The organism is Mesorhizobium sp. M0106 (genome assembly GCF_040322715.1).
In the GTDB taxonomy this organism is placed as follows: Bacteria; Pseudomonadota; Alphaproteobacteria; order Rhizobiales; family Rhizobiaceae; genus Mesorhizobium.
Map to the genome: position 1 here is coordinate 41,671 of NZ_JAMYUA010000035.1, position 22,244 is coordinate 63,914.

The 22,244-nt window shown below is 63.4% G+C and carries 23 protein-coding genes and 1 riboswitch; of the genes, 12 read left to right on the top strand and 11 right to left on the bottom strand.

Annotation, left to right across the window (positions count from 1 at the left end; genetic code table 11):
- Nucleotides 1–36 precede the first annotated feature (36 nt).
- Nucleotides 37–2,652 (top strand): TIGR02302 family protein, encoded by a 2,616-nt coding sequence (locus NKJ55_RS26480; RefSeq protein WP_352452455.1) that lies wholly within the window; start codon nt 37–39, stop codon nt 2,650–2,652.
- Between the two features lie 73 nt (nt 2,653–2,725).
- Here NKJ55_RS26480 and NKJ55_RS26485 read toward each other — a convergent pair whose 3' ends face one another.
- Entirely contained in the window at nt 2,726–3,583 is an 858-nt protein-coding gene (locus tag NKJ55_RS26485) for a LysR family transcriptional regulator (protein WP_352452456.1), read from the bottom strand.
- 223 nt (nt 3,584–3,806) lie between these two features.
- Between NKJ55_RS26485 and NKJ55_RS26490 the strand changes: the two genes are divergently transcribed.
- Nucleotides 3,807–4,757 (top strand): DMT family transporter, encoded by a 951-nt coding sequence (locus tag NKJ55_RS26490; protein ID WP_352452457.1) that lies wholly within the window; start codon nt 3,807–3,809, stop codon nt 4,755–4,757.
- 18 nt (nt 4,758–4,775) lie between these two features.
- Here NKJ55_RS26490 and NKJ55_RS26495 read toward each other — a convergent pair whose 3' ends face one another.
- The 3 genes from NKJ55_RS26495 to NKJ55_RS26505 all read right to left on the bottom strand — a co-directional run bounded on the left by NKJ55_RS26495 (nt 4,776) and on the right by NKJ55_RS26505 (nt 6,362).
- A complete protein-coding gene (locus tag NKJ55_RS26495; protein ID WP_352452458.1) occupies nt 4,776–5,147 on the bottom strand; it encodes a response regulator in 372 nt (123 codons plus the stop codon).
- 196 nt (nt 5,148–5,343) lie between these two features.
- Nucleotides 5,344–5,886, bottom strand: a complete 543-nt coding sequence (gene hpt, locus NKJ55_RS26500) for a hypoxanthine phosphoribosyltransferase (RefSeq protein WP_254816654.1) — start codon at nt 5,884–5,886, stop codon at nt 5,344–5,346.
- 185 nt (nt 5,887–6,071) lie between these two features.
- Complete coding sequence (locus NKJ55_RS26505) at nt 6,072–6,362, bottom strand: hypothetical protein (protein WP_352452459.1); 291 nt, start codon at nt 6,360–6,362, stop codon at nt 6,072–6,074.
- A 236-nt stretch (nt 6,363–6,598) separates the two neighbouring features.
- On the opposite strand from NKJ55_RS26505, the gene ftsE reads away from it, so the two are divergent.
- From ftsE to NKJ55_RS26520, 3 genes are all read left to right on the top strand, one after another.
- Entirely contained in the window at nt 6,599–7,258 is a 660-nt protein-coding gene (gene ftsE / locus NKJ55_RS26510; protein WP_023677923.1) for a cell division ATP-binding protein FtsE, read from the top strand.
- The gene (locus NKJ55_RS26515) at nt 7,251–8,234 is read left to right on the top strand and encodes a cell division protein FtsX (protein WP_352452460.1); all 984 of its coding nucleotides are present in this window, start codon (nt 7,251–7,253) and stop codon (nt 8,232–8,234) included. Before ftsE ends, NKJ55_RS26515 begins: the two co-directional genes overlap by 8 nt.
- Nucleotides 8,235–8,496: 262 nt before the next feature.
- On the top strand, nt 8,497–9,087 hold the full coding sequence (locus NKJ55_RS26520; RefSeq protein ID WP_502898855.1) for a YdcF family protein: 591 nt from the start codon (nt 8,497–8,499) through the stop codon (nt 9,085–9,087).
- A gap of 29 nt (nt 9,088–9,116) precedes the next feature.
- Here the strand turns inward: NKJ55_RS26520 and NKJ55_RS26525 are convergent, their stop codons facing one another.
- Nucleotides 9,117–9,737 (bottom strand): pyridoxamine 5'-phosphate oxidase family protein, encoded by a 621-nt coding sequence (locus NKJ55_RS26525; RefSeq protein WP_352452461.1) that lies wholly within the window; start codon nt 9,735–9,737, stop codon nt 9,117–9,119.
- A 131-nt stretch (nt 9,738–9,868) separates the two neighbouring features.
- Here NKJ55_RS26525 and NKJ55_RS26530 point away from each other — a divergent pair, with 131 nt between their 5' ends.
- Complete coding sequence (locus tag NKJ55_RS26530) at nt 9,869–10,777, top strand: LysR family transcriptional regulator (protein ID WP_352452462.1); 909 nt, start codon at nt 9,869–9,871, stop codon at nt 10,775–10,777.
- Nucleotides 10,778–10,884: 107 nt separating this feature from the next.
- Entirely contained in the window at nt 10,885–11,685 is an 801-nt protein-coding gene (locus NKJ55_RS26535) for a lysophospholipid acyltransferase family protein (RefSeq protein ID WP_352452463.1), read from the top strand.
- Nucleotides 11,686–11,712: 27 nt separating this feature from the next.
- Here the strand turns inward: NKJ55_RS26535 and NKJ55_RS26540 are convergent, their stop codons facing one another.
- Nucleotides 11,713–12,330: a LysE family transporter gene (locus tag NKJ55_RS26540; RefSeq protein ID WP_352452464.1), complete on the bottom strand. Its 618-nt coding sequence runs from the start codon at nt 12,328–12,330 to the stop codon at nt 11,713–11,715.
- Between the two features lie 78 nt (nt 12,331–12,408).
- A complete protein-coding gene (locus NKJ55_RS26545) occupies nt 12,409–13,356 on the bottom strand; it encodes an aldo/keto reductase (RefSeq protein ID WP_352452465.1) in 948 nt (315 codons plus the stop codon).
- Nucleotides 13,357–13,700: 344 nt separating this feature from the next.
- On the opposite strand from NKJ55_RS26545, the gene NKJ55_RS26550 reads away from it, so the two are divergent.
- A complete protein-coding gene (locus tag NKJ55_RS26550; protein ID WP_352452466.1) occupies nt 13,701–14,681 on the top strand; it encodes a quinone oxidoreductase family protein in 981 nt (326 codons plus the stop codon).
- Between the two features lie 45 nt (nt 14,682–14,726).
- Here the strand turns inward: NKJ55_RS26550 and NKJ55_RS26555 are convergent, their stop codons facing one another.
- Nucleotides 14,727–15,260 carry a gamma-glutamylcyclotransferase gene (locus tag NKJ55_RS26555; RefSeq protein ID WP_352452467.1) on the bottom strand — a complete coding sequence of 178 codons (534 nt, stop codon included), beginning with the start codon at nt 15,258–15,260 and terminating at the stop codon, nt 14,727–14,729.
- Nucleotides 15,261–15,374: 114 nt separating this feature from the next.
- On the opposite strand from NKJ55_RS26555, the gene NKJ55_RS26560 reads away from it, so the two are divergent.
- Complete coding sequence (locus NKJ55_RS26560) at nt 15,375–16,376, top strand: DUF2125 domain-containing protein (protein WP_352452468.1); 1,002 nt, start codon at nt 15,375–15,377, stop codon at nt 16,374–16,376.
- Between the two features lie 133 nt (nt 16,377–16,509).
- On the opposite strand, the gene NKJ55_RS26565 is transcribed toward NKJ55_RS26560, so the two are convergent.
- Together NKJ55_RS26565 and hisC are read right to left on the bottom strand one after the other, a co-directional pair.
- Complete coding sequence (locus NKJ55_RS26565) at nt 16,510–17,445, bottom strand: prephenate/arogenate dehydrogenase family protein (RefSeq protein ID WP_352452469.1); 936 nt, start codon at nt 17,443–17,445, stop codon at nt 16,510–16,512.
- 6 nt (nt 17,446–17,451) lie between these two features.
- Entirely contained in the window at nt 17,452–18,561 is a 1,110-nt protein-coding gene (gene hisC / locus NKJ55_RS26570) for a histidinol-phosphate transaminase (protein WP_352452470.1), read from the bottom strand.
- Nucleotides 18,562–18,699: 138 nt separating this feature from the next.
- A riboswitch (SAM riboswitch) is annotated at nt 18,700–18,777 on the top strand.
- 92 nt (nt 18,778–18,869) lie between these two features.
- Between hisC and metX the strand changes: the two genes are divergently transcribed.
- Complete coding sequence (gene metX / locus NKJ55_RS26575; protein ID WP_292661143.1) at nt 18,870–20,039, top strand: homoserine O-acetyltransferase MetX; 1,170 nt, start codon at nt 18,870–18,872, stop codon at nt 20,037–20,039.
- Between the two features lie 58 nt (nt 20,040–20,097).
- Nucleotides 20,098–20,712: a methionine biosynthesis protein MetW gene (metW, locus tag NKJ55_RS26580; RefSeq protein ID WP_352452475.1), complete on the top strand. Its 615-nt coding sequence runs from the start codon at nt 20,098–20,100 to the stop codon at nt 20,710–20,712.
- 25 nt (nt 20,713–20,737) lie between these two features.
- On the opposite strand, the gene NKJ55_RS26585 is transcribed toward metW, so the two are convergent.
- Nucleotides 20,738–21,058, bottom strand: a complete 321-nt coding sequence (locus NKJ55_RS26585) for a DUF1330 domain-containing protein (protein ID WP_352452471.1) — start codon at nt 21,056–21,058, stop codon at nt 20,738–20,740.
- A gap of 234 nt (nt 21,059–21,292) precedes the next feature.
- Between NKJ55_RS26585 and NKJ55_RS26590 the strand changes: the two genes are divergently transcribed.
- Nucleotides 21,293–22,039, top strand: coding sequence for an SDR family NAD(P)-dependent oxidoreductase (locus NKJ55_RS26590; protein ID WP_352452472.1), 747 nt, complete (start codon nt 21,293–21,295; stop codon nt 22,037–22,039).
- Nucleotides 22,040–22,244 lie beyond the last annotated feature (205 nt).

The window sequence follows — 22,244 nt, forward strand, 5'->3', positions numbered from 1 at the left end:
GAGGCCTGGGCTATCCCGCCCGGCCAGGAAGGGCCGATGACACAACGACCCATTTTCACCAGCGATCGCAGTCTGGCCAGGCGCCTTGCCTTGAGCCGGCTGGGGACGCAGGTCTCGATAATCGTCGAACGCGGCTGGCCATTGCTGCTGCCACTGATCATCGTCGCCAGCCTGTTCCTCAGCATTTCGTGGCTCGGCCTGTTCCCATTTTTGCCCGATCTGGCGCGGATCGGTCTTATTACGGCATTCGGCGTCGCAGCGCTTGCCGCACTCTATCCACTGCGTTTCTTCCGCACGCCATCCAGTGCCGAGGTTGACCGCCGCATCGAGGCGGCCAACCGATTGCTGCACAGCCCGGTGCAGGTCCAGACCGATCGCCCGAGCGGCAAGGAAAGCATTTTTTCGCAAGCCCTGTGGCGCGAGCATCAGCGGCGCATGGCGGACCGGCTGGGCGAGCTTGGCGGCGACGTGCCGCGCACACGCGTGCCGGAACGCGACCCGTGGGCGCTGCGCGCCGTTGCCGCGCTTTTGTTGGTCACTGCCTTTGCCTTCTCCTTCGGGCCATCGGGCGGCAGGCTGAGCGACGGTTTTGTTGCCCGTGCCGCCCGCGACGTCGTGCCGCCGCGCATTGATGCCTGGGTGACGCCGCCGGCCTATACCGGCAGGCCGCCGGTATTCCTGAACGCCCCGGTCCTGGCCAACAACGCCACTCAAGCGCCGCCGACCTTCACGGTTCCGGAGGGCAGCGATGTGTCGCTGCGCGTCACCGGCGGTTCGGGCGAGGAAACGCTGAGCTACGCCGACACCGGCGGCAACACCCGCGCCATCGATCCGACAGGGCCGCAAGCCGCCAAGACTGAGGCAAGTCCGGCAACGCCTTCCACCGTGCGCCAGTTCAGCGGCAAGTTAACGGCCGACGGCACGCTGACGCTGCAGTCCAGCGACGGCGAGCTCGGCCGCTGGGCCTTCGCCATAATTCCCGACAAGCCGCCGCAGATCCGCTTTGTCGGCGAGCCGAAGCGCGCCGTCAACGGCGCCTTCGAACTCAACTACCAGATCGACGACGACTATGGCGCGGCCTCCGCCAAGGCGGTTTTCGCATTGGCCGATCCGCAAGCGCCCAACGCGCATCCGCTCTATGGCCCGCCGGAAATGCCGCTGACGTTGCCGCGCCGCGGCGGCAAGGCCAATGCCGCTAAGACGACGAAGGACCTGACCGACCATGTCTGGGCAGGTGGCAACGTCAAGCTGTCGCTTGTCGCCACCGACGGTGCCGGACACACGGCGACCAGCGAAACCAAGACGCTGGTGATGCCGGAGCGGCCATTCTCCAACCCGTTGGCGCGGGCTGTGGTCGAGCAGCGCCGCATACTGGCGCTCGACGCCTATGCCAAGGACCGCGTGCTCGACCTGATGGATGCAATCACGCTCAGGCCGGAAGACACGTTCGACAACATGGCGCACTACCTCGCCATCATGAGCGCCCGCACCCGGCTGAAGATGGCAGACAGCGACGACCAGTTGCGCGACGAGGTCGCTTACCTCTGGGAGATCGCGCTCGGCATCGAGGAAGGCAATCTGTCGGCGGCCGAGAAGCGGCTGCGCCAGGCGCAGCAGGCGCTGCAGGATGCGATCAAGAACGGTGCCAGCGACCAAGAGATCGAGAAGGCGATGAAGGAACTGCGCGAGGCGATGAACCAGTTCCTGCAGGAATTCGCGGCGCGGGCGCAGCAGAATCCGAATGCGCCACAGATGCAGCAGAACGGTCAGGAACTGCGCCAGAGCGACATCGACCGCATGATGGACCAGATCGAGAACCTGGCGAAATCCGGCAATCGCGACCAGGCGCAGCAATTGCTGTCCGAGTTGCAGGACATGATGAACAATCTGCAGGCAGGCCGCCAGCAGCAAGGCGGCCAGCAAGACAGCGAGATGCGCCAGCAGATGGACAAGCTGGGCGAGATCATGCGGCGCCAGCAGGAGATGATGAACGACACTTTCCGCATGGACCAGATGCAGCGCGGCCAGCAACAGCGCGGGCAGAACCGCGACGAGCAGCTCGGCGAGAACGGTGAGCCAGGCCCGATGGGCGAAGAGGGCAAGCCCGGCCCGGGTGACGACCGCGATCCGCTCGGCCGGCCGAACCCGATGACGCCGCAGGAATTTGCTGACGCGCTGAAGCAATTGCAGGAAGGCCAGGGCAAGCTGCAGAGCGAACTCGATCAATTGAGGAAGAGCCTCGAAGGCATGGGCCTCGACCCCAATGAGGGGTTTGGCGAGGCCGGCAAATCCATGGGCAATGCCGAACAGGCGCTCGGCGAGGGCGAAGGCGACCAGGCCGTCGGTCACCAGGGCCGCGCATTGGAAGCCTTGCGCAGGGGCGCCAAGGACATGATGAAGCAACTGCAGGCGATGCAAGGCGACCAGGGCGGCAACGGCCAGGGCGGACGACAGCAGAATGCCGACCGTGACCCGCTGGGGCGGCCCCGCACCAGCGAGGGTCCCGATGACGGAAGTTCGGTGAGAGTGCCCGACGAGATAGATGTGCAGCGTGCCCGCCAGATCCTCGAAGCGATCCGCAAGCGGCTCGGCAACGCACTCAGCCCCGATATCGAGCGCAGCTATCTGGAGCGGTTGCTGGAGCTGAAGTAAGGCTGCCCCCCAATATTCGGAAGATCGCCGTGCGGTCCGTGGAGGCCGCCACCGCCGGACTGAGCGGCACGTTTTAACGGTTGGTGAACGCCTCGCGGATCGCCTCTTCCATGCCGTCGATGGCCTCGCCGGAAGCGTTCGGATTGCGCCGCAGCACCACGTTCGAGGAATCGATGTCGCCGAACCCGTCGGCGGCCGCAAGCTCGCGGCAGCCGGCCGGGATGTTGCTGCGCGAGATCGGCGCGATCGCCAGCCCGGAGGTGACGGCGAGCCGCAGGCCGCCATTGGTATCGCTGGTGTAGGCGACACGATAGGCAAGATCGCGCTGTTCCAGCGACTTTATCGCGAAATCCTTGCACCAACCGGCACGGTTGTAGAGCGCGATCGGCACCGGCCGCTCCTCATGCATGTGATGCAGCTCCGACGTCACCCATACGGTCGGGTCATGCATCAGCACCTCACCGCCTGACAGATCCTGCCATTCGAACACCACCGCCAGATCGAGCTCGCCGGCGGCGAGCGCCGCGATCTGCGCACCGGAATGCGCGTAGCGGACGGTGATGTCGACCTGAGGATGGCGCTTGGCAAAGGCGCCGAGTGCCCGCGACAGGATCGCGTGGCCATATTCCTCCGGGATACCGATGCGCACCGGCCCGCCAAGCGGCGCCGCGACCATCGATGCCGCCGTCTCGTCGAGCAGTGAAACGATGCGCCTGGCGTTGGCGATGAGTTCGCCGCCGCGCTGCGTCAACGCTACACCGCGCGACCCGCGCTCGAACAGGCTGTCGCCGATCATGCCTTCGAGCCTCTTCATCTGCATCGAGACCGCCGACTGGGTGCGGCCGGCCCGCTCCGCCGCTTTGGTGAAATTGCCGGTGTCGGCGACCGCCACGAAGGTGCGCAACAGGTCGCTGTCGAGATTGGGTCGCATGTGCCCGCCATAAGAAAATCTGATTGCTGGCATCATTCCAATTCGTTTGCAACATGTCAAACGGCGGACGATAGTCGGCTTACCCATTGGATATGCGGCCGCGAAATCGGCTGCGGACCAATCAAAAGTCCTCACTCGTACCCGCTGCCCGAAACGGTGGCGGGTTCTTTTTACCCGGATGCAGGCCTGCTTTCGGCCGCGCACGCGGGAGACAGGAGCGCCTATGCAGAATCGGCTTGTGCTCGGCATCCTCAGCCTCTGTCTCGGCGTGCTGGTCTTTTCGCTGCAGGACCCGCTGGTCAAGGCGGTGTCGAGCCACTATCCGGTCACCGAGGTGATGGCGATCCGCTCGATCGTCGCCCTGCCGATCCTGGTTTTCCTTGTCCACGCCGATGTCGGATTGCAGGCGATCCTGTCGAAGCGGTTCGGCATGCTGACGATGCGCGCCTTCATCCAGTTCACCTCCTACACGGCCTACTACCTGGCAATCGCCGCCCTGCCGCTGGCTGACGCGGTGGCGCTCTATTTCATGGCGCCGCTGTTCATCATGGCGTTGGCCGGCCCCTATCTCGGCGAACGCGTGTCCTGGCAGGCGCTCGCCACCGTCCTGGTCGGCATGCTCGGCGTGCTGGTGATGGTGCGCCCGGGCGCCGGTTTGTTCGACTGGGCAGCGCTGCTGTCGCTAGGTTCGGCTCTGCTCTACGGTTTCTCGCAGCTGATGGCACGCAAGATCGGCGACACCGAATCCTCGACTGTCATGGCTTTCTATCAGAACGGCGCCTATCTGGTCGGCGCCGCCTTGGCGGCGGCATTGTTTTGGCTGGCAGGCATTGACCACGCCGTGCATCCGAGTCTCGAATTCCTCGTCCGGCCATGGGTCTGGCCGGCGACGCCGGATCTCCTCAAGATGGGGGCATGCGGCTTCGTTGCCTCGGCCGGCATGATCCTGTTGTCGCAGGCCTACCGGCTGGCGCCCGCCAACAGCGTCGCCACCTTCGAATACACCGGTATCATCTGGTCGCCGCTATGGGGTTTTCTGTTCTTTGCCGAAGTGCCGCGACCAGCGACGGCGGCAGGCGCAGCCCTCATCATCGGCGCCGGCCTGTTTGCGCTCAATGCCAGCCGGCGCCGGAGCGGCGCGCCAGCCATTACGGCGACCTGCGACCCCGCCTGAAGGCGGTCGGCCTTGGGCTTAGGCGAAGCAGGCGAGCGCCTGTTCGACGCGGGCGCGGATTTCAGCCAGCGTGAACGGCTTTTGCACGACGTCGAGAATAATGCCGTCCAATTCCTCGGCGCGCTCGCGCTGGTCGGCATAGCCGGTCATCAGCATGATCTTCATCGCCGGGAACTGCGCTGCTGCCGCCTTGGCCATCTCGATGCCGTCTATTTCCGGCATGCGGATGTCGGACAGCACAAGGTCATAGCTCCCTTGCGCCGCCCGGATCAGAGAAAGGCCATGTGCGCCGTCGGCGGCAACAGTGACATTGTGCCCGGCGCGCTCGAGCGCGCGAGCGGCGAGAGTGCGGACGGATTCATCGTCCTCGACGATCAGGAGCTTTGCCATGGGCAGGATATTTGGCGAGGAAAAGTTGATGTTTCCTGAAAGCCAGGAAGGCCATGAGGCCTTTTCAAAATTCGCTCCGGCGAGGCATATGACGTGGCTTTCGAGAACCGGAGCGGAGCGGACATTCAAGTCCGTGAGCACCGGAAGCGCAGAAAACCGCGTCAGATGACCGCCGGAGTAGAATTTTCAAAAGGCCTCAGGCGTCGCCCTTGACGATGCCGACGAACGGCAATTCGCGAAACGCGTGGGCGACGTCCATGCCATAACCGACGACGAAATAATCGGGGCAGTCAAAGCCGACATAGTCGGCGTTGAGTGTGGTCTGGCGGCGCATGCGCTTGTCGAGCAGCACGGCGATGGCACAGCTCCTCGCGCCGCGCGACAGCATGAGGTCGCGGGTGAAACTCAGTGTCTTGCCGGATTCCAGAATGTCGTCGATCAAAAGCACATCGCGGCCGGCGACCTCGTTGTCGATGTCGCGCAGCACCCTCACCTCACCGCTGGTCGTGCCGGCGCCATAGCTGGAGATGAAGATGAACTCGACCTCCGGCGACAGGCCGACATCGTGCATGGCACGGATAAGATCGGCGGCGAAGATGAACGATCCCTTCAGCACCGAGATTACCAGAAGGTCGTGGTAGTCGTGCCCGGCGATCTCCTTGGCAAGTTCCAGGTTCCGCCGCGCGATGGCGGACGCCGAAAACAGGACTTCGATGTCCTTGCCGCGCACAACTGGCATTGGCTGCCCTTCCAGAAATGATCGCCTTGTAGGCGAAGCCGACCGAAACGGTCTTCAATCTGTTTCTAGGCATGTCGAGCCGGCTGGCAAGGCCAAATCTTTCGCAGGACGCCCGCGAACGGTCGGGTGTCCGCAGCGCGTCGCGGATCGTTTATCTGGTGACCTGTTGATTTTCTGGCGCCGCTCTAACGAACCAGCGCATGGCCGCCCGAAATCCAGAAGGCGGCAAAGACGGCACCGACGCCGACAATCCAGAAGATCGGCCCACCATGCACCCACAACGGCCGTTCGACGGCGGTTTCGGGCTTGCGCAACATGTCCATGCCTTCGATCGAAGGCATGGAAATCATGCGCGCAGGCGGTGGCGCAAAGTCTGGACGTGTAAAATGGCGGGGCAGCACCTCATAGTCGGCATCGATGACCTCGGCGGTCACGTCGCGCATGATGCGTTCCGGCTCGGCGGCCGGATCGGTCATGATTTCGCCGGAAACCGGGCGCGCGGTTCGATCCTCAGCCATCATGGCCCAACACTACCGCACCTGTTCGCTGTTCGTTTCTTTTGGGTAAACGGAAATGGTTAACGCTTCCCCACCGGAACCCCTGTGACTCGCTCGAAAAGCCCCCAAATTAACCGTCGGTTAACCATGCCGGCCGATGGTCTTTCCACAGAAAGGGCTGGCATCTTGCCGCCGAGAATTTTAGGTCGTCGAAAGTGATCCGCTTCGAAAATGTCGGCCTCCGCTATGGCATGGGTCCGGAGATTCTCCGCGACATCTCCTTGCACATTCCGGAGCGCTCCTTTCAGTTCCTGAGCGGACCTTCAGGCGCCGGCAAGACGACGTTGCTGCGGCTTTTGTTCATGTCGCTGAAGCCGACGCGCGGCCTGATCACCATTTTCGGCAAGGACCGCTCGCGCATCTCGCGTACCGAATTGCCGCATCTGAGACGACGCATCGGCGTGGTGTTCCAGGATTTTCGCCTGCTCGACCATATGACCACCTACGAGAACGTGGCATTGCCGCTGCGCGTGCGCGGCCGCGAGGAGGCGACCTATCGCACCGACGTCACCGAGCTGCTGAAATGGGTCGGCCTCGGCGAGCGCATGCATGTGCTGCCGCCGGTGCTGTCTGGCGGCGAGAAGCAGCGCGCCGCCATCGCCCGGGCGTTGATCGAGCAGCCCGAGATCCTCCTCGCCGACGAGCCGACCGGCAATGTCGACCCGCCGCTGGCACGACGCTTGCTGCGGTTGTTCATCGAGCTCAACCGGCTGGGCACCGCCGTGGTGATCGCCACACACGACCTCGGCCTGATGGAACAGGTCGACGCACGGCGAATGATCCTGGCCGGCGGAAGGCTGGACATCTATGACTGAGCTCTCCGTCGAACATTTCGAGGGTCACGACGCCGCGGCGGCAAAGCCCCGCGTCCAGCGCAAAATGGCGCCGATCGTGCCGGCGCAGAACATCGCCGGCCGGGCGCTGGTGCTGGTCATCGCCATCATGACGTTTCTGTCCTGCCTGACGTTTGGCGCAGTCACGCTGGTGCGTGACACCGCCTCCGTCTGGGAGAACCAGATCTCGCGCGAGGCGACCATCCAGATCAAGCCGGTCGACGGCCTCGACATGGAGGCCGCACTTGCGCTGGCCTCGCAGATCGCCGGCGAATTCCCTGGCGTGAAAAGCGCCCGGATCGTCGACCGCGAAGCGACGGCCCGGCTGCTCGAGCCTTGGCTGGGCTCGGGCCTGAACATCGATGAGCTGCCGGTGCCGCGCTTGATCATCATCACCATCGAGGAGAATAGTCCGCCCGATTTCGCCGCACTGCGCGCGGCGATCACGCCGAAGCTGCCGAGTGCCTCGCTCGACGATCATCGCACCTGGGTCGACCGGCTGGTTGCCATGGCCCGCACCACGGTAACGATCGGTATTGCAGTGCTGGCGCTGATGCTGTCGGCGACGGTGCTGACCGTGGTATTCGCAACGCGCGGCGCCATGGCCGGCAATGGCCACATCATCGAGGTGCTGCATTTTGTCGGCGCCGAGGCGCGCTTCATCGCGCGCGAATTCCGCCGGCATTTTCTGGTCACCGGCATGAAGGGCGCCGCGGCAGGCGGCGCCGCGGCGATCCTGGTCTTCATCGTCTTCTCCTGGTGGTCGTCACGCAACATGGCAACGCCGCAGGCCGACCAGGCGACCGCCCTGTTCGGCAATTTCGCCATCGGCTCGGCGGGTTATCTCGGGGTCGCTGTCATGGTGCTGGTGATCGGCGCGCTGACGGCGGCAACCTCCCATTTCACCGTGGTTACCTATCTCAGCGACATCGACATTCGCCAGCCGGACGCCGGCTAAAGGAAAGATCGATCACGGATGGAAACGCATCGTCACGAAAATTGCATTTTTTTCCTACCAAAGGCCGTATTTCGGGATTAACCATTTCATGATGGACGTTCGGGACTCGACCGATACCGCTGGATGCATGCCAGTGCTGGTTGCGCGCCCGCCTGTATTCGCCGAGCCTGATGAATTTGCCAAGCCGGATCAGTTCGCCAAACATGGGCGGCTGCTGGCAGCCCGCTCCTTGCGCATCTCGGCTCTCCTTCTGCTCGCCTTTATGGCGCTGTTTGTCGCCGGCTTCGGCTGGTTCGCCAATACCGTTAGCCGCCTGACTACGCCCGCCAATCCGGCAAGGGCCGACGCTATCATCGTGCTGACCGGCGGCCAGTCGCGCCTCGACGCTGCGATGGGCCTGCTTGCGTTAGGCAAGGGCGAGCGGCTGCTGATCAGCGGCGTCCATCCCTCCGCCAGCCGCCGCCAGCTTCAGGCCGCGACCGGCGGCGACAAGAGGCTGTTTTCCTGCTGCGTCGACATCGACCGCGCCGCGCTCGACACGATCGGCAATGCCGAGGAAAGTGCCAAATGGGTCGAGGACCATGCCTACGGCACGGTCATTCTCGTCACCAATAATTATCATATGCCGCGCAGCTTGCTGGAAATGGGCCGGCTGCTGCACGGCGCCAGGCTCGAGCCCTATCCGGTGGTCAACACCAACCTCGAGAATGGCGGCTGGCTGACCAAGCCGGAAGCGCTGCGCGTGCTGTTCACCGAATACAACAAATACCTGCTGGCGCTGGCGCGCGGCATCATGCCGGTGAAGCAATCGCCCAACGGCGTCACGCTGGCCGACGCCGCGGGCGGAAACTGAACGGCACCGGCACTTTTATTCCCTAGCTCTTATTCCCTGGCTGCTGCATCTGATCGCAAGCGTGCGATCTCCTGTTCGAGCCGTTCGATGCGCTTGTGGCGTTCGCCCAGCGCCGCCGCCACGTCGGCAGCTTCGAAACGCTGCGGGATGTGCTGCGAGCAATTTGAATCCCAAGCCGAAACCGTAAACAGGATAACCTGCTCGGGTCGCGCCTTATAGTCTTGCGGCATCAGCTTTGCCGTCAGCTCGGCATCGCCCTCGACGACGCGCGCCCTGCCCCAGATCTTGATGCGCTGCCGGTGCGCATAATCGATCAGGAATAGGAAAGCCTGTGGGTTGTCGCTGAGGTTGCCCTGGGTGATGAACTGCCTGTTGCCGGAAAAATCGGCAAAGCCGATCGTCCGTTCGTCGAGCACCTTGAGGAAACCGGCAGGCCCGCCGCGATGCTGGATGTAAGGCTGCCCGTCCGCATTGGCGGTCGACAGAAAGACGCTGGTCTGCGCCTCGATGAAGGCGGCGAGATCGGGCGTGATTACCGCCTGCCAGCCGCCACGCTCCTCGACACGGGCATAGGCCTGGCGCGAGCCCTTGCGCGCCTGAATCGCCTTCACCGTCGGGGTGAAAGCAACATCGCTGGTGTGAGCGTTCATGGAAGCCTCCTCAAGCGCCGAGCTGCGCTGCATTGCTAGTAAGGAAATAGGTCCTTCCATCTTCGAGATGCAGATGCCATATCTGCAATCTATCCTTCCGTTTTTCGGGAGGGCAAATTTTCGGGAGAGCTATGGATCGCCTCCAGTCCATGTCGCTTTTCGTTGCCGCGGCGGAGACAGGCAGCCTCTCGGCTGCCGGGCGCCGCTTCGGCATTCCGCTGACGACGGTCAGCCGCAAGGTTTCGGACCTGGAGCGGCATCTGAAGACACGGCTGTTGAACCGCACGGCGCGGCAGCTGTCGCTGACCGATGCGGGCCATGCCTATCTCGCCGCGTGTCGTCGCATTCTCGACGAGGTCGGCGAGGCCGAGCGAATAGCCGCCGGCGAATACAGCGCCCCGACCGGCGAACTGATCGTCACTGCGCCGATCGTCTTCGGCCGCCTGCATGTGCTGCCGGTCATCACCAGCTTCCTCTCCGTCTATCCTGAGGTAGGTGTGCGGCTGACACTCGCCGACCGGATAACCCAGTTGGTCGAAGAGCACATCGACCTCGCCGTCCGCATCGGCGAGCTTGCCGATTCGAGCCTGATCGCCACCCGCCTGGGTTCGATCCGCCGCGTCGTTTGCGCGAGCCCGGCCTATCTCGCCGAGCACGGCACGCCGAAAACGCCGCAGGAGCTTGCAGCACACAGTGCCATCACCTTTGAAGGGCTCACCGCCGCAGCCTGGAGCTTCGCCACCGGCAAGACCGAAGTCAGCGTGCCGGTCCGCTCCAGGTTACGGGTCAACACGGCTGAGGCAGCGATCGATGCGGCGATTGCCGGCGTCGGCGTGACGAGGCTGCTTTCCTACCAGATCGCCGCCGCAGTCCGGTCGGGTAGGCTGCGCCCGGTGCTTCAAGAGTTTGAGCCAGACCCATGGCCGGTGAGCCTCGTCCATGCCGGCCAGGGGCTACTGCCGGTGAAGCTGCGCGCATTCCTCGACTTCGCCGCCCCGCGCCTGAGACAGCGCCTGCTGCAGGCGGCGTGGCAAACGTGACGAAGACGGCCCATCGCAAGGCCGGGCCGATCGCCCGCCTCGCAGCGTTTCCTTTTTGCCGGCGCTTGGTGTAACCAACGCACACCTCCTCACCGGGCACTTGCTGTATGCTGTATTTCCGCTCGCTGGCGTTCAATCTCGCCTTCTACCTCAATTTGATCGTCCAGATGATCCTCTGGACCCCGTATTATTTCCTGTCGCCACGCCATCGCGCCTGGTTCGTGCCGAAATTCTGGTCGCGCACCAGCATGTGGCTCTACGACAAGATCGCCGGCACCAGAAGTGAGATCACCGGCCAGGAAAACCTGCCTGACGGCTCCTTCATCCTGGCGCCGAAGCACCAGTCCTTCTGGGACACGATCGCTTTCCTGCCTTATCTCGACGATCCCGTTTACATATTGAAACGGGAGCTGACCTGGATCCCGTTCTTCGGCTGGTACATTTTGAAGATGCGGATGATTCCTGTCGACCGCGGCAGCCGCTCGAAGGCATTGAAGACGGTGATCGCCGCGACCAAACAGGAATTGGCGCGCAATCCGCGCCAGCTGATCATCTATCCCGAGGGCACCCGCCGCGCGCCGGGCGACGAACCGGTCTACAAATACGGCATCGTCGAACTCTACGCGCAACTTGGCATTCCGGTGGTGCCGGTCGCTCACGTCGCCGGCCTCTATTGGCCGCGCCGCAAATTCCTGCGCTATCCCGGCACGATCAAGGCGCGCTTCCTGCCACCGATCCCGCCCGGCCTCGGCAAGGACGAATTCATGCAACGGCTGATCGGCGAGACGGAGGCCGCCTGCGACCAGCTCCTCGTCGAAGCGGCGCAGACACCGAACCCGCCGCCGATGCCGCCGACGGCGGTGAAACGGCTTGGTGAGCTGGACGCGAAACCTGAATTGAAAGACTGAGACACCCACCGCGGATGCCAGAAAGGCTCACGGCAAGGCAGCCAGGGCGGCTGTTGCAACCAGCGTCACGGCAAACACCAGATTGATGATCCGCGACGCCAGCGGTTTGCGCAGCAAACGTGCAAAAGCCGCGCCGGCGAGAAGCCACAAGAGATGAATGGCAACAATCATCAAGGCGAGGACCGCCAGCTTGGCTGAAATAGCAAGACCGCCGGCGCCGGAAGACGCGCCGGCAAACACGGCGGCAATCGCCACATAGGCTTTCGGATTGGCAACGGCCAGAAGGAACCCGCCCAGGAAAGTGGGAAGCGCCGCCCCACCAATGCGTGCCGCCCGTGGCGGCGCCGTCGCAATCTTGAACGCCAGATAGAGGATGTAGGCTGCTGACGCGACCGCCAACAGCGCTGCGAGCTTCGGCAGCGCGGTGAGAACGGCCATGATGCCCGTCGCCACCACCAAAAGCACGAGGACCGTCCCGACAACGATTCCCGAGGCATAACGGAGCGAATCGCGCAGGCCGAACGCGGCGCCGATCGCGGTGACACTTATCGCCGGCCCTGGGCTGCCCATAACGATGGCCGATGCCAGCACAAGCGCCAGCAATTGCTGCCATAGCTGCTGATTGAGAAGACCCTGTCCGGCCATGCGGCGTCCCTGCATCCTGTGACGAGGCAGGGACGGTAGGGCAAGGCAGCGGCGCCGGTCTTGAACGATCGTGCGCGGCTATGCGCTGGCCTTGTCGAGCTCGGCGATATCGTCCGGGCTGAGCTGCAACGACGCGGCATGCACCAGGCTGTCGAGCTGGTCGAGCGTCGTCGCGCTGGCGATCGGAGCGGTGACGCCGGGCCGTGCCATGACCCAGGCAAGCGCCACTTCCGCCGGCTTGGCCGAATGTCTGGCTGAAACGGCATCGAGCGCTGAGAGAATGCGCATGCCGCGGGTGTTGAGATAGCCTTTCACACCGCCACCGCGCGGGCTTTTGCCGAGATCGGCCTCGCTGCGGTACTTGCCGCTCAGAAACCCTTTGGCGAGGCTGAAATAGGTGATGACGCCGATGTCCTCGGTCACGCACAGATCGCGCAGCGGACCATCGAAGGACGAGCGGTCGTAGAGATTGTATTCCGGCTGCAGCACCTCGTAGCGCGGCAGGCCGCGCAGGCTTGCTACGTCGAGTGCGGCCCGCAACTGGGCGGCGTCGACGTTTGAAGCGCCAGCATAGCGGATTTTGCCCTTGTCGAGCAGTTTCTGGTAAGCGCCGAGCGTTTCCTCATAAGGGGTCGCCGGGTCGGGCCAGTGCGACAGATAGAGATCGACGCTATCGACCTGCAGCCTCTTCAGCGAAGCATCGATGGCCTTTTCGATATAGGCGGCGGACAGGTCCCTCTTGCCCTGTCCCATATCCGAACCGACCTTGGTGATGACGACAACCTTGTCGCGATTACCACGGTTCTTCATCCATCGGCCGATGATGGTTTCGGATTCGCCGCCCTGGTGGCCGGCAATCCAGCGCGAATAGGAATCGGCCGTGTCGATGGCGTTGAGGCCAGCGTCGACAAAGCGGTCGAGCAGGTCGAACGAGGTTTTCTCATCGGCTGTCCAGCCGAACACATTGCCGCCCAGAACCAATGGCGCGATGGACAGGTCGGTGCGACCGAGACGACGTTTCTGCAAGGCTGATCTCCATGGTGATTCATGCTGGGGCGGGTGGGAGCCGCCGACCGGGCTAACCTATGTCGCACCTTGGCAACGTCAAACGCATAGCCTCTTTTCCAGCCCGCCGGCGCTTCACAAAACCGCGACCCGCCGCGCCGTGTCGGGCTTCAAGACGCTGTCCCGAATTTCCAAACCAGTACCCTCTGAGGAAACAATCTGGCAAGTTTAGCACATAGATTGTCAAATCTGCCAATTCAGACCTTTGCCGGCCGGCCATAGGTTCCGCGGCGCCGACGCAAATCTCGGCACGGTCTGGCCAAGCCCGGACTGTTTGCCCCGGATCGCTTGTTGTGGAGACCGAAATGAAAGCAATTGTATTTGACGCCATCGGCTCGCCGCGCGACGTGCTCTATGTGGACGACCTGCCCATGCCGCGGATCGGCGACGGCGAGGTGCTGGTCAGGATGGTCTCGGCCTCGATCAATCCGGGCGACTTCCTGTTTATCCAGAACCTCTATCCCGAACCGAAGAAGCCGCATTTTCCCCGGCAGATCGCGGGAAACCATGGCGCCGGCATCGTCGAAGCCGTTGGCGCGGACGTTTTGCTGGAACCGGGCACGCTTGTCGCATTCAGCTATTATGGCAGTTGGGCCGAGTACGCGGCCATTCCCGCCGAATGGCTGATCCCGTTGCCTGCCGGCTATCCGGTCGAACGCGCCGGGCAGATGGTGAACCCCATTACCGCGTGGGATCTGCTGGTGGATTCCCGTGTGCGGCCTGGCCAGTGGCTGGCTGTCACGGCCGGCTATTCGTCAATTTCGACAATGGTGATGCAGTTCGCCCAACGACGAGGTATCAACGTCATCGCGCTGGTGCGGCGCTCGCACCAAAGCTTCGATCTGAAGACGCTTGGCGCCACCGCCATTCTTGACCTTTCTGACTTGAAGGCAGGTATCCGGGAAGCGGTGATGGATATCACCGGTGGCGCCGGATTGAACGGGATTATCGACAATGTCGGCGGACCTGTCAGCGGCGAATTGATCCGCACCCTGGCGCTTGGCGGACAGATGGTGATCAATGGCGGCATGAGTGCCGAGCGCTTCGAACTGCACAACTTCGATGTCTTGCTGAGCGGCGTCGAGATCAGGGCGAATATCTATCGCTATTTCTTTTCGCCGCCTGCCGAAGCCGACCGGCCTGTGCTACGCGAGGTTATCGACACCTTCGGCCAGCCCGGCTTCCACGTTCCTGTCGGCGGTCTCCACGCGCTGACCGAGTTCAAGCTTGCCGTGGCAAACAGTCTGGATCGCGCCGATCTTGGAAAACAGATTTTCAGGATGTAGCCCAGACCACGACACCGAAAACATCATGGTCAACGATAAAAGAAGCTACGTTGCGATCCGTCTTGTCACCTCTTCCAGCCAGTGGTCGCTGATACCCAGTGCTTCAAGGTGCTCCAGCGTGCTGAGCACGTAGTCCTCATTCCTCCCCGACTGGCCGACGGCGCCGCGAACGACGGTCGCCGCCTCGGCCGGGTCGAGCGCACCGGCATATTGCTCATGGCTGCGGTCCACGACATAGGCGATGGCTTCGACCGTCCCGCTCCCATCCGTTTCACTCTTGTCGAGGCGAACGCTGAGCACACGTTCGAGATAGACGTTGGTGACCAGCTCGCGTTCGCGCAGATAGGTAATGACCTCGTTGCGCAGCTCGCCTGGAACCCGGAACGCCAGCCCGATGCAGGAGCCTCCGCGGTCGAGGCCGAGCACCAGGCCCGGCCGTTCGCGCGTGCCGCGATGCACGAAAGAATAGACGCAGAGCGAACGGCGGTAGCCATGCAGGCGCGCGCGCCGCGTCTCGACATGCGCGAATCCCGGTCGCCAGATCAGTGAGCCGTAGCCAAAAACCCAAAAATCGCCCATATCGCCAAGCCTGATTGTGACGACCACCTCACCGGTGGTGTTTCAGTCCGTCTGCCTATTGGTGCCGCAAGCGACAGCCCACCCGTGCCACCCCGCGTTAACGAAAGCCGCAGCATGACGTCAAGTGACGAGCGCCCGCCGCCCAGCCAACGTCGCCGCCTGTTGTGGCTTGCCGCTTTCATTCTCGTGCTGTTCGGCATCTACAGCGCGGGCTGGTTCTACCTGGCGGACCTGGTCGAGAGCGCAACCAAAAAGGCGGTCGCCGACCTCGACGACAAAGGCATCAAGGCCGACTGCGCCAATCTCGCGGTCAGCGGCTATCCCTTCAGCTTCACCGTTTCCTGCGACAGCCTGGCTTACGAGGACGACAGCCGCAACGTCGCGGCATCGACAGGCAAGATCAACGCCGCCACGCAGATCACGCGGCTTCTGTCGCCTGCCGCCGAGCTCAGGGGGCCGCTCAGGACCTCAGTTCCCGGCATGACCCCGCTCTGGATCGACTGGGATGATCTGCGGGCCGACATGAAGCTGTCCTGGCCGCTGCCGAGGCGCCTCTCGCTGCAGGCAGAAGGCCTGTCCGGCCAGACCGATCCGGCAGACGACACCGATCCCGTCTCGCTGTTCAGCGCCGGAACCGCCACCGGACAATTGCGCCCAAACGGCCCGGACATCGACTATGCCGGCAATTTCACCGATCTTGAAATCGACGCGGCGGCCATCGACGGGCGCGTCTTGCCGCCGCTCGACGGCAGCGGCGACCTGACGCTGAAGAACGGCGTCACGCTGATCAAGGCAAATCCGAAGAGCCTGCGCGGCCAGGCGGCCGAAATCCACAAGCTCGATCTGTCGTCCGGAACTGCGCGCATCACCGTTTCCGGACCGCTGTCGGTCGATGACGACGGTCTCATAAATGCCGACCTGACGATCAGGCTCAATGATCCAAAGGCCGTGGCGGCAATCCTCGCCACCGCCATCCCCGAGCAGAAGAAACAGATCCAAACCGGCTTTGCCGGACTGGCGCTGCTCGGCAACCAGCCGTCGATGCCGCTGAAGATCGTCAGGGGCAAGGCCTCGCTCGGCTTCATCCCGCTCGGCAAGATCAAGCCGCTCGACTAGAGCAACTCCAGGAAAAGTGTGAAACGGTTTTCCGTCCGGAATTGCGCAAAACAAAGAGATAGAGCGGTTCGGCGTTTCTGTGAAACGATGAACCGCTCTAAGCCGGGCCGGCCTGCGATCGGCCTGCCGCGGCTTATCCCTTCGGCGGGTGTTCGACTGCCTGGCGGCCGAAATCCGGTACGTCGATGTCCTGGCCGGCCTCGATAATCGAGCGGCGGACGGCGCGGGTGCGGGTGAACAGGTCGAACAGTTTTTCGCCGTCGCCCCAGCGGATCGCCCGCTGCAGCGAGGACAGATCCTCGGAAAACCGCGCCAGCATTTCGAGAATGGCGTCCTTGTTGTGCAGGCAGACGTCGCGCCACATGGTCGGGTCGGACGCCGCGAGACGGGTGAAGTCGCGAAAGCCGGAAGCCGAGTATTTGATGACCTCGGACTTGGTCACCGACTCCAGATCGTCGGCGGTACCGACGATGTTGTAAGCGATGATATGCGGCAGGTGCGAAACGATGGCCAGCGTCATGTCGTGATGCTGCGGGTCCATCGTGTCGATGTTGGAGCCGCAGCGGCGCCAGAATTCCGAGAGCTTTTCCAGTGCTGCGGGATCGGTGCCGGGCAGCGCCGTGAAAATGCACCAGCGGTTCTCGAACAGTTCGGCAAAACCGGCGTCCGGTCCCGATTTTTCGGTGCCGGCCAAAGGATGGCCGGGGATGAAGTGCACGCCATCAGGCACGTGCGGCTGCATCTGCGCGATCACCGACGCCTTGGTCGAGCCGACATCGGTGAGGATGGCGCCCTTCTTCAGCGCAGGCGCGATCTCTGCGGCGACCGTGCCTGAAGAGCCGACCGGCACCGAAACGATAACCAGATCAGCATCGCGAACCGCCTCTTTCGCATCCGTCGTATAGGTGTCGCCAAGGCCGAGTTGGCTCGCGCGTGCCAGCGTCGCGTCGCTGCGCGTCGAAATCGCCACTTGGCCGGCGAGTCCCTCGCGGCGGATGACGCGGGCCAGCGACGAGCCGATCAGGCCGATGCCGACCAGCGCGATCTTTTCGAACATCGGTGAGGTCATGGTGTTCTAGCTTTTCAGGAATGTCGCGAGTGCTGCGACAACGCCGCGATTGGCCTCTTCGGTGCCGATGCTCATGCGCAGCGCGTTCGGAAAACCGTAGCCGGAAACGCGCCGCAATATGTAGCCGCGCGCACTGAGGTAGTCGTCGGCGGCCGCCGCCGAATGCCTTTTGTCCTCGGGAAAGTGGATGAGGATGAAATTGCCGACGCTCGGCGTCACCCGCAGCCCGAGCCCGCTTAGTTGCTCGCTCAGCCAGGCTAGCCAGGTCTCGTTGTGCGCGACGCTGCGTTCGATATGGGCGCGGTCGTGGATCGCCGCGATGCCGGCCTCGATCGCCGTCGCATTGACGTTGAAAGGCCCGCGCACGCGGTTGATCGCGTCGATGACGTGCATTGGCGCATACATCCAGCCGATCCGCGCCCCGCCCAGGCCCAATTTGGAGAAAGTGCGGGTCATGACCACGTTTTCCGCGCTGCCCACCAACTCGACGCCGGCTTCATAATCGTTGCGCCGGACATATTCGGCGTAAGCTGCATCCAGCACCAGAAGCACGTTTCGCGGCAGGCCGGCATGCAGGCGGCGCACCTCCTGGAACGGCACGTAGGTGCCGGTTGGATTGTTTGGATTGGCAAGGAAGATGATCCTGGTGCGCGGCGTCACCGCAGCGAGGATCGCATGGATGTCGGCGCGTTCATCGGTCTCCTTGACCGTTACCGGGACGGCACCGGCCGACTGTATGTAGATCTTGTAGACCATGAAGCCGTGTTCGGTGATGATGGCTTCGTCGCCGGGTGCGAGATAGGTCTGCGCCAGCAGGCCCAGAATCTCGTCGGAGCCGTTGGAGCAGACGATGTTCGCCGGGTTGAGCCCGTGCACCTCGGCGATCGCTTCCCTCAGGCGCCTGGCGCTGCCGTCGGGATAGACCGCGAGCTTGTCGGCGACCGCGCGCGCGGCCTCTATCGCCTTTTGCGAAGGACCGAGCGGGTTCTCGTTCGCCGACAATTTATGGACCTTGGCGACACCTTCAGGCGCCGCGCTCTTGCCGGGCACATAGGCTTCGATGTCCATGATGCCGGCGCGGGGCGTTGGACGTGTCTGATCCGGTGTCTGGCTCATTCCATGAAATCCGTCGAGGATGCCTCCATCGGGAGGCCGCAGCGGAAATACAAGCCGTGGCCCGGAATGTCGAGGGGCGGCAATTCGGGATCAAGAACTTGCCGTTGACGAACCCACGCGCGAGTCATAGAAGAGCATCGACAGTTCCGTGGTGATTTGGCCGGTCGGCTTGCAGCCACGTTAAACAACTTGCTAAAGGGCCGTTTGCATCTTGTAACCGGCTTTGCGAAGGCATGGCCGGTTTTTTGTTGCCCGGGCTGGCTGTTGCCCAGACCGGCGGACAACGGAAGGCCGGGCAAGGAGATGTAATGGTCGCTTTGCGCGCTCGAAAAACCAACAACGAGGCCGACCAGCCGTCGAGCCCGGTGTTGCGTTTCGGCGCCGACAAGCCGCTCAAGCTCGACGCCGGCACGCTGCTGTCGCCGTTCCAGATCGCCTACCAGACCTATGGCACGCTCAACGATGCGCGCTCCAACGCCATCCTCGTCTGCCATGCGCTGACCGGCGACCAGCACGTCGCCAACACTAATCCGGTGACCGGCAAGCCGGGCTGGTGGGAAGTGCTGATCGGTCCCGGCAAGATCATCGATACCGACCGTTTCTTCGTCATCTCGTCAAACGTCATCGGCGGCTGTCTCGGCTCCACCGGCCCCGCCTCGACCAATCCCGCCACCGCCAAGCCCTACGGGCTCGACCTGCCGATCATCACCATCCGCGACATGGTGCGGGCGCAGTTGATGCTGGTCGAGCATTTCGGCATCGAACAGCTGTTCAGCGTGCTGGGCGGCTCGATGGGCGGCATGCAGGTGCTGCAATGGGCCTCCAGCTATCCGGAGCGCGTCTTCTCGGCGTTGCCGATCGCCACCGGTGCCCGCCATTCCTCGCAGAACATCGCTTTCCACGAGGTCGGCAGGCAGGCAGTGATGGCCGACCCGGACTGGCATGGCGGCAAATATTTCGAGCATGGCAAGCGGCCGGAAAAGGGGCTGGCGGTGGCGCGCATGGCCGCCCACATCACCTATCTGTCGGAAGCAGCGCTGCACCGCAAGTTCGGCCGCAACCTGCAGGACCGCGAAGCGCTGACCTTCGGCTTCGATGCCGACTTCCAGATCGAGAGCTATCTGCGCCATCAGGGCATGACCTTCGTCGATCGCTTCGATGCCAACTCCTATCTCTACATGACGCGGGCGATGGATTATTTCGATCTCGCCGCCGACCATGGCGGCCGGCTGGCCGATGCCTTCGCCGGCACCAAGACGCGCTTCTGCCTGGTTTCGTTCACTAGCGATTGGCTGTTCCCGACCGAGGAGAGCCGCTCGGTCGTGCACGCGCTGAACGCGGCCGGCGCCTCGGTATCGTTCGTCGAGATCGAGACCGACCGCGGCCACGACGCCTTCCTGCTCGACGAACCGGAACTGTTCGCCGCCATCAAGGGCTTCATCGCCTCGGCCGCGCGGGCGAGAGGGCTCGGCGCATGACCCCGAAAAGTTGCGGATTGTTCGGATCAGGACCATGTGCCGAGCAAGAGCCGAAGGCATGAGCGTCAACCGCGCCCAGCGCGTCGACCTCGAAGTCGTCGCCGATCTCATCCCGCCGCAGTCGCGGGTGCTGGACGTCGGTTCCGGCGACGGCCTGCTGCTCGAATTGCTGCAGGAGACCAAGAAGGTCGATGGCCGCGGGCTGGAACTGTCGCAGCGCGGCGTCAACGAATGCGTGGCGCGCGGCCTGTCGGTTATTCAAGGCGATGCCGACAAGGATCTCCAATTCTATCCCGACAAGGGTTTCGACTTCGTCGTTCTGTCGCAGACCTTGCAGGCGACACGCAATCCGAAGCTGGTGCTCGACGAACTGCTCCGGATCGGCAACCGCGCCATCGTCTCATTCCCGAATTTCGGCCACTGGCGGGTGCGCTTTTCGTTGCTCTTCAACGGCCGCATGCCGGTGACCAGGGACCTGCCCTATTCCTGGTACGACACGCCGAACATCCATTTCTGCACCATTCGCGACTTCGTCAATCTGTGCGACGAGCTTGGCGCGACGGTGGAAAAGGCAACCGCGCTCGACGCCAACGGCCAGCGGATCGGCTTCTCGATGCCGTGGTGGTTCTGGAATTTTTTCGGCCAGCAGGCGGTGTTTCTGCTGAAACGATAAGAGCCAATGGTGGCAGATCGTCCCTCTATTCGAGAACGTCGGTGGCCTTGTGCGGGTGCTGGACGCCGTCGACGAAGACCACGTCGGACTGGGAATTGCCGGTGCGCAGCGGCAATATCTCCTGATAGGCGGGCGAGTCGTACCATGCACGTGCCTGCTGCCGGTTGGGAAACTCGATGACTATGAGATAGCCCGGCCAAGTGTTTTCAACGACTTCCACCTCGCCTCCGTGCACCACGAAGCGGCCGCCAAACGGTTCCAGCGTGGCATCGATCTTGTGCAGGTACTCGACGATCTGCGGCCCCGGCGTGACCTGGCGCATATGGGCGACGGCGTAGGCGGTCATGGCGTATCTCCTTGTGGTCGAAGGCCGGACAACCGGCTTGATGGGAGCAGTTTGCGGAGACGTAGTGCGCTGGTCGATTATCCCAGAGGTAATGACACTGAATACAAAAACGAAGCGCGGCTGCCGTCACCTGAAAGATATTTCCGCCTGGCACCGATGATTTCCACCCACCGGCGCTGTCCTTATCGATGAGCGCGCCTGGATGGTCCGGCGGCCGGGAACAAGAGGTGATCCATGGGATCGTTGCAAAATCAGAATGTCGTCGTCGTCGGAGGCAGCCGTGGTGTCGGCCGCTCGATCGCGGAGGCCGCTCTCAAGGAGAAAGCGACGGTGCTGGCCGTCGCCCGCGGAAAACAGGCCCTGGCGCAATTTGCCTGGGAGGTCTCGGGCGTGAAGACGCTCGCGGTCGATGCGACGGTGGACTCCGCCCCGGATAAGGTCTTCGCCGCGCTTGAGCCGGACGTGCTGGTGATCTGCGCAGGTGCGCTGGCGCCTTCTGCGCCGGTGCATGAACAGAACTGGAAGGCGTTCTCGGCAAATTGGGACACGGACGTCAAGGCGTCGTTCCTGTTTTGCCGGGCCGCTCTGCGGCGTCCGCTCAAGCCGGGGACCCGGATCGTTCTGATCTCCAGCGGCGCGGCCTTGACCGGCGGACCACCGAACGCCGGCGGCTATGCCGGCGCAAAACGCATGCAGATGTTCCTGGCCGGTCATAGCCAGAAGGAGGCCGACCGGCTTGGCCTCGGCCTGCGCTTCATGGCGCTCGCGCCGATGCGCATCATGCCGGAAACCGGCGTGGGCAAGGCCGGCGTCGACAGCATAGCGGCCTATATGGGCATCCAGCCGGCGGACTTCATCGCCGCCATGACCGACATGCAAACGCCGGCCGATGTAGGACGGGCGGTGGTCGCACTCGCCACCGGCCAGCCGCAAGGCAGTTCCTTCATGGTGAGCGGTAGCGGGCTTGCCCCGGCCGCCTGAGGGGCGCGTAATGCAACGCTCGCTCGTAACCGCACAAGCCACATGACAGACGCTCAACCACCTCTGGAACCAGCAGGGCCGCCCCCCCGCGGCAGCGCGGGCGGGGGGGCGGGGACCGGCGCCCCGAGCCCCCCCCGCCCACGGAGTGGGTGGCGGGGTGTACAAAGAGACGGGCGCCCCCGACATGGACGGGGGGGATGGCGGG

What these genes read in the sequence shown, in the direction of transcription:
- NKJ55_RS26505 (WP_352452459.1), bottom strand. Translation starts at nt 6,362, where the DNA reads ATGACCGATCCGGCCGCCGAGCCGGAACGCATCATGCGCGACGTGACC.
- NKJ55_RS26490 (WP_352452457.1), top strand. Translation starts at nt 3,807, where the DNA reads ATGCAGAATCGGCTTGTGCTCGGCATCCTCAGCCTCTGTCTCGGCGTG.
- NKJ55_RS26585 (WP_352452471.1), bottom strand. Translation starts at nt 21,058, where the DNA reads ATGACCGCCTACGCCGTCGCCCATATGCGCCAGGTCACGCCGGGGCCG.
- NKJ55_RS26495 (WP_352452458.1), bottom strand. Translation starts at nt 5,147, where the DNA reads ATGGCAAAGCTCCTGATCGTCGAGGACGATGAATCCGTCCGCACTCTC.
- NKJ55_RS26590 (WP_352452472.1), top strand. Translation starts at nt 21,293, where the DNA reads ATGGGATCGTTGCAAAATCAGAATGTCGTCGTCGTCGGAGGCAGCCGT.
- metX (WP_292661143.1), top strand. Translation starts at nt 18,870, where the DNA reads ATGGTCGCTTTGCGCGCTCGAAAAACCAACAACGAGGCCGACCAGCCG.
- NKJ55_RS26560 (WP_352452468.1), top strand. Translation starts at nt 15,375, where the DNA reads ATGACGTCAAGTGACGAGCGCCCGCCGCCCAGCCAACGTCGCCGCCTG.
- NKJ55_RS26525 (WP_352452461.1), bottom strand. Translation starts at nt 9,737, where the DNA reads ATGAACGCTCACACCAGCGATGTTGCTTTCACCCCGACGGTGAAGGCG.
- hpt (WP_254816654.1), bottom strand. Translation starts at nt 5,886, where the DNA reads ATGCCAGTTGTGCGCGGCAAGGACATCGAAGTCCTGTTTTCGGCGTCC.
- NKJ55_RS26550 (WP_352452466.1), top strand. Translation starts at nt 13,701, where the DNA reads ATGAAAGCAATTGTATTTGACGCCATCGGCTCGCCGCGCGACGTGCTC.
- NKJ55_RS26480 (WP_352452455.1), top strand. Translation starts at nt 37, where the DNA reads ATGACACAACGACCCATTTTCACCAGCGATCGCAGTCTGGCCAGGCGC.
- NKJ55_RS26540 (WP_352452464.1), bottom strand. Translation starts at nt 12,330, where the DNA reads ATGGCCGGACAGGGTCTTCTCAATCAGCAGCTATGGCAGCAATTGCTG.
- hisC (WP_352452470.1), bottom strand. Translation starts at nt 18,561, where the DNA reads ATGAGCCAGACACCGGATCAGACACGTCCAACGCCCCGCGCCGGCATC.
- NKJ55_RS26515 (WP_352452460.1), top strand. Translation starts at nt 7,251, where the DNA reads ATGACTGAGCTCTCCGTCGAACATTTCGAGGGTCACGACGCCGCGGCG.
- NKJ55_RS26530 (WP_352452462.1), top strand. Translation starts at nt 9,869, where the DNA reads ATGGATCGCCTCCAGTCCATGTCGCTTTTCGTTGCCGCGGCGGAGACA.
- NKJ55_RS26555 (WP_352452467.1), bottom strand. Translation starts at nt 15,260, where the DNA reads ATGGGCGATTTTTGGGTTTTTGGCTACGGCTCACTGATCTGGCGACCG.
- NKJ55_RS26485 (WP_352452456.1), bottom strand. Translation starts at nt 3,583, where the DNA reads ATGCGACCCAATCTCGACAGCGACCTGTTGCGCACCTTCGTGGCGGTC.
- NKJ55_RS26565 (WP_352452469.1), bottom strand. Translation starts at nt 17,445, where the DNA reads ATGACCTCACCGATGTTCGAAAAGATCGCGCTGGTCGGCATCGGCCTG.
- metW (WP_352452475.1), top strand. Translation starts at nt 20,098, where the DNA reads ATGAGCGTCAACCGCGCCCAGCGCGTCGACCTCGAAGTCGTCGCCGAT.
- NKJ55_RS26535 (WP_352452463.1), top strand. Translation starts at nt 10,885, where the DNA reads ATGCTGTATTTCCGCTCGCTGGCGTTCAATCTCGCCTTCTACCTCAAT.
- NKJ55_RS26520 (WP_502898855.1), top strand. Translation starts at nt 8,497, where the DNA reads ATGGCGCTGTTTGTCGCCGGCTTCGGCTGGTTCGCCAATACCGTTAGC.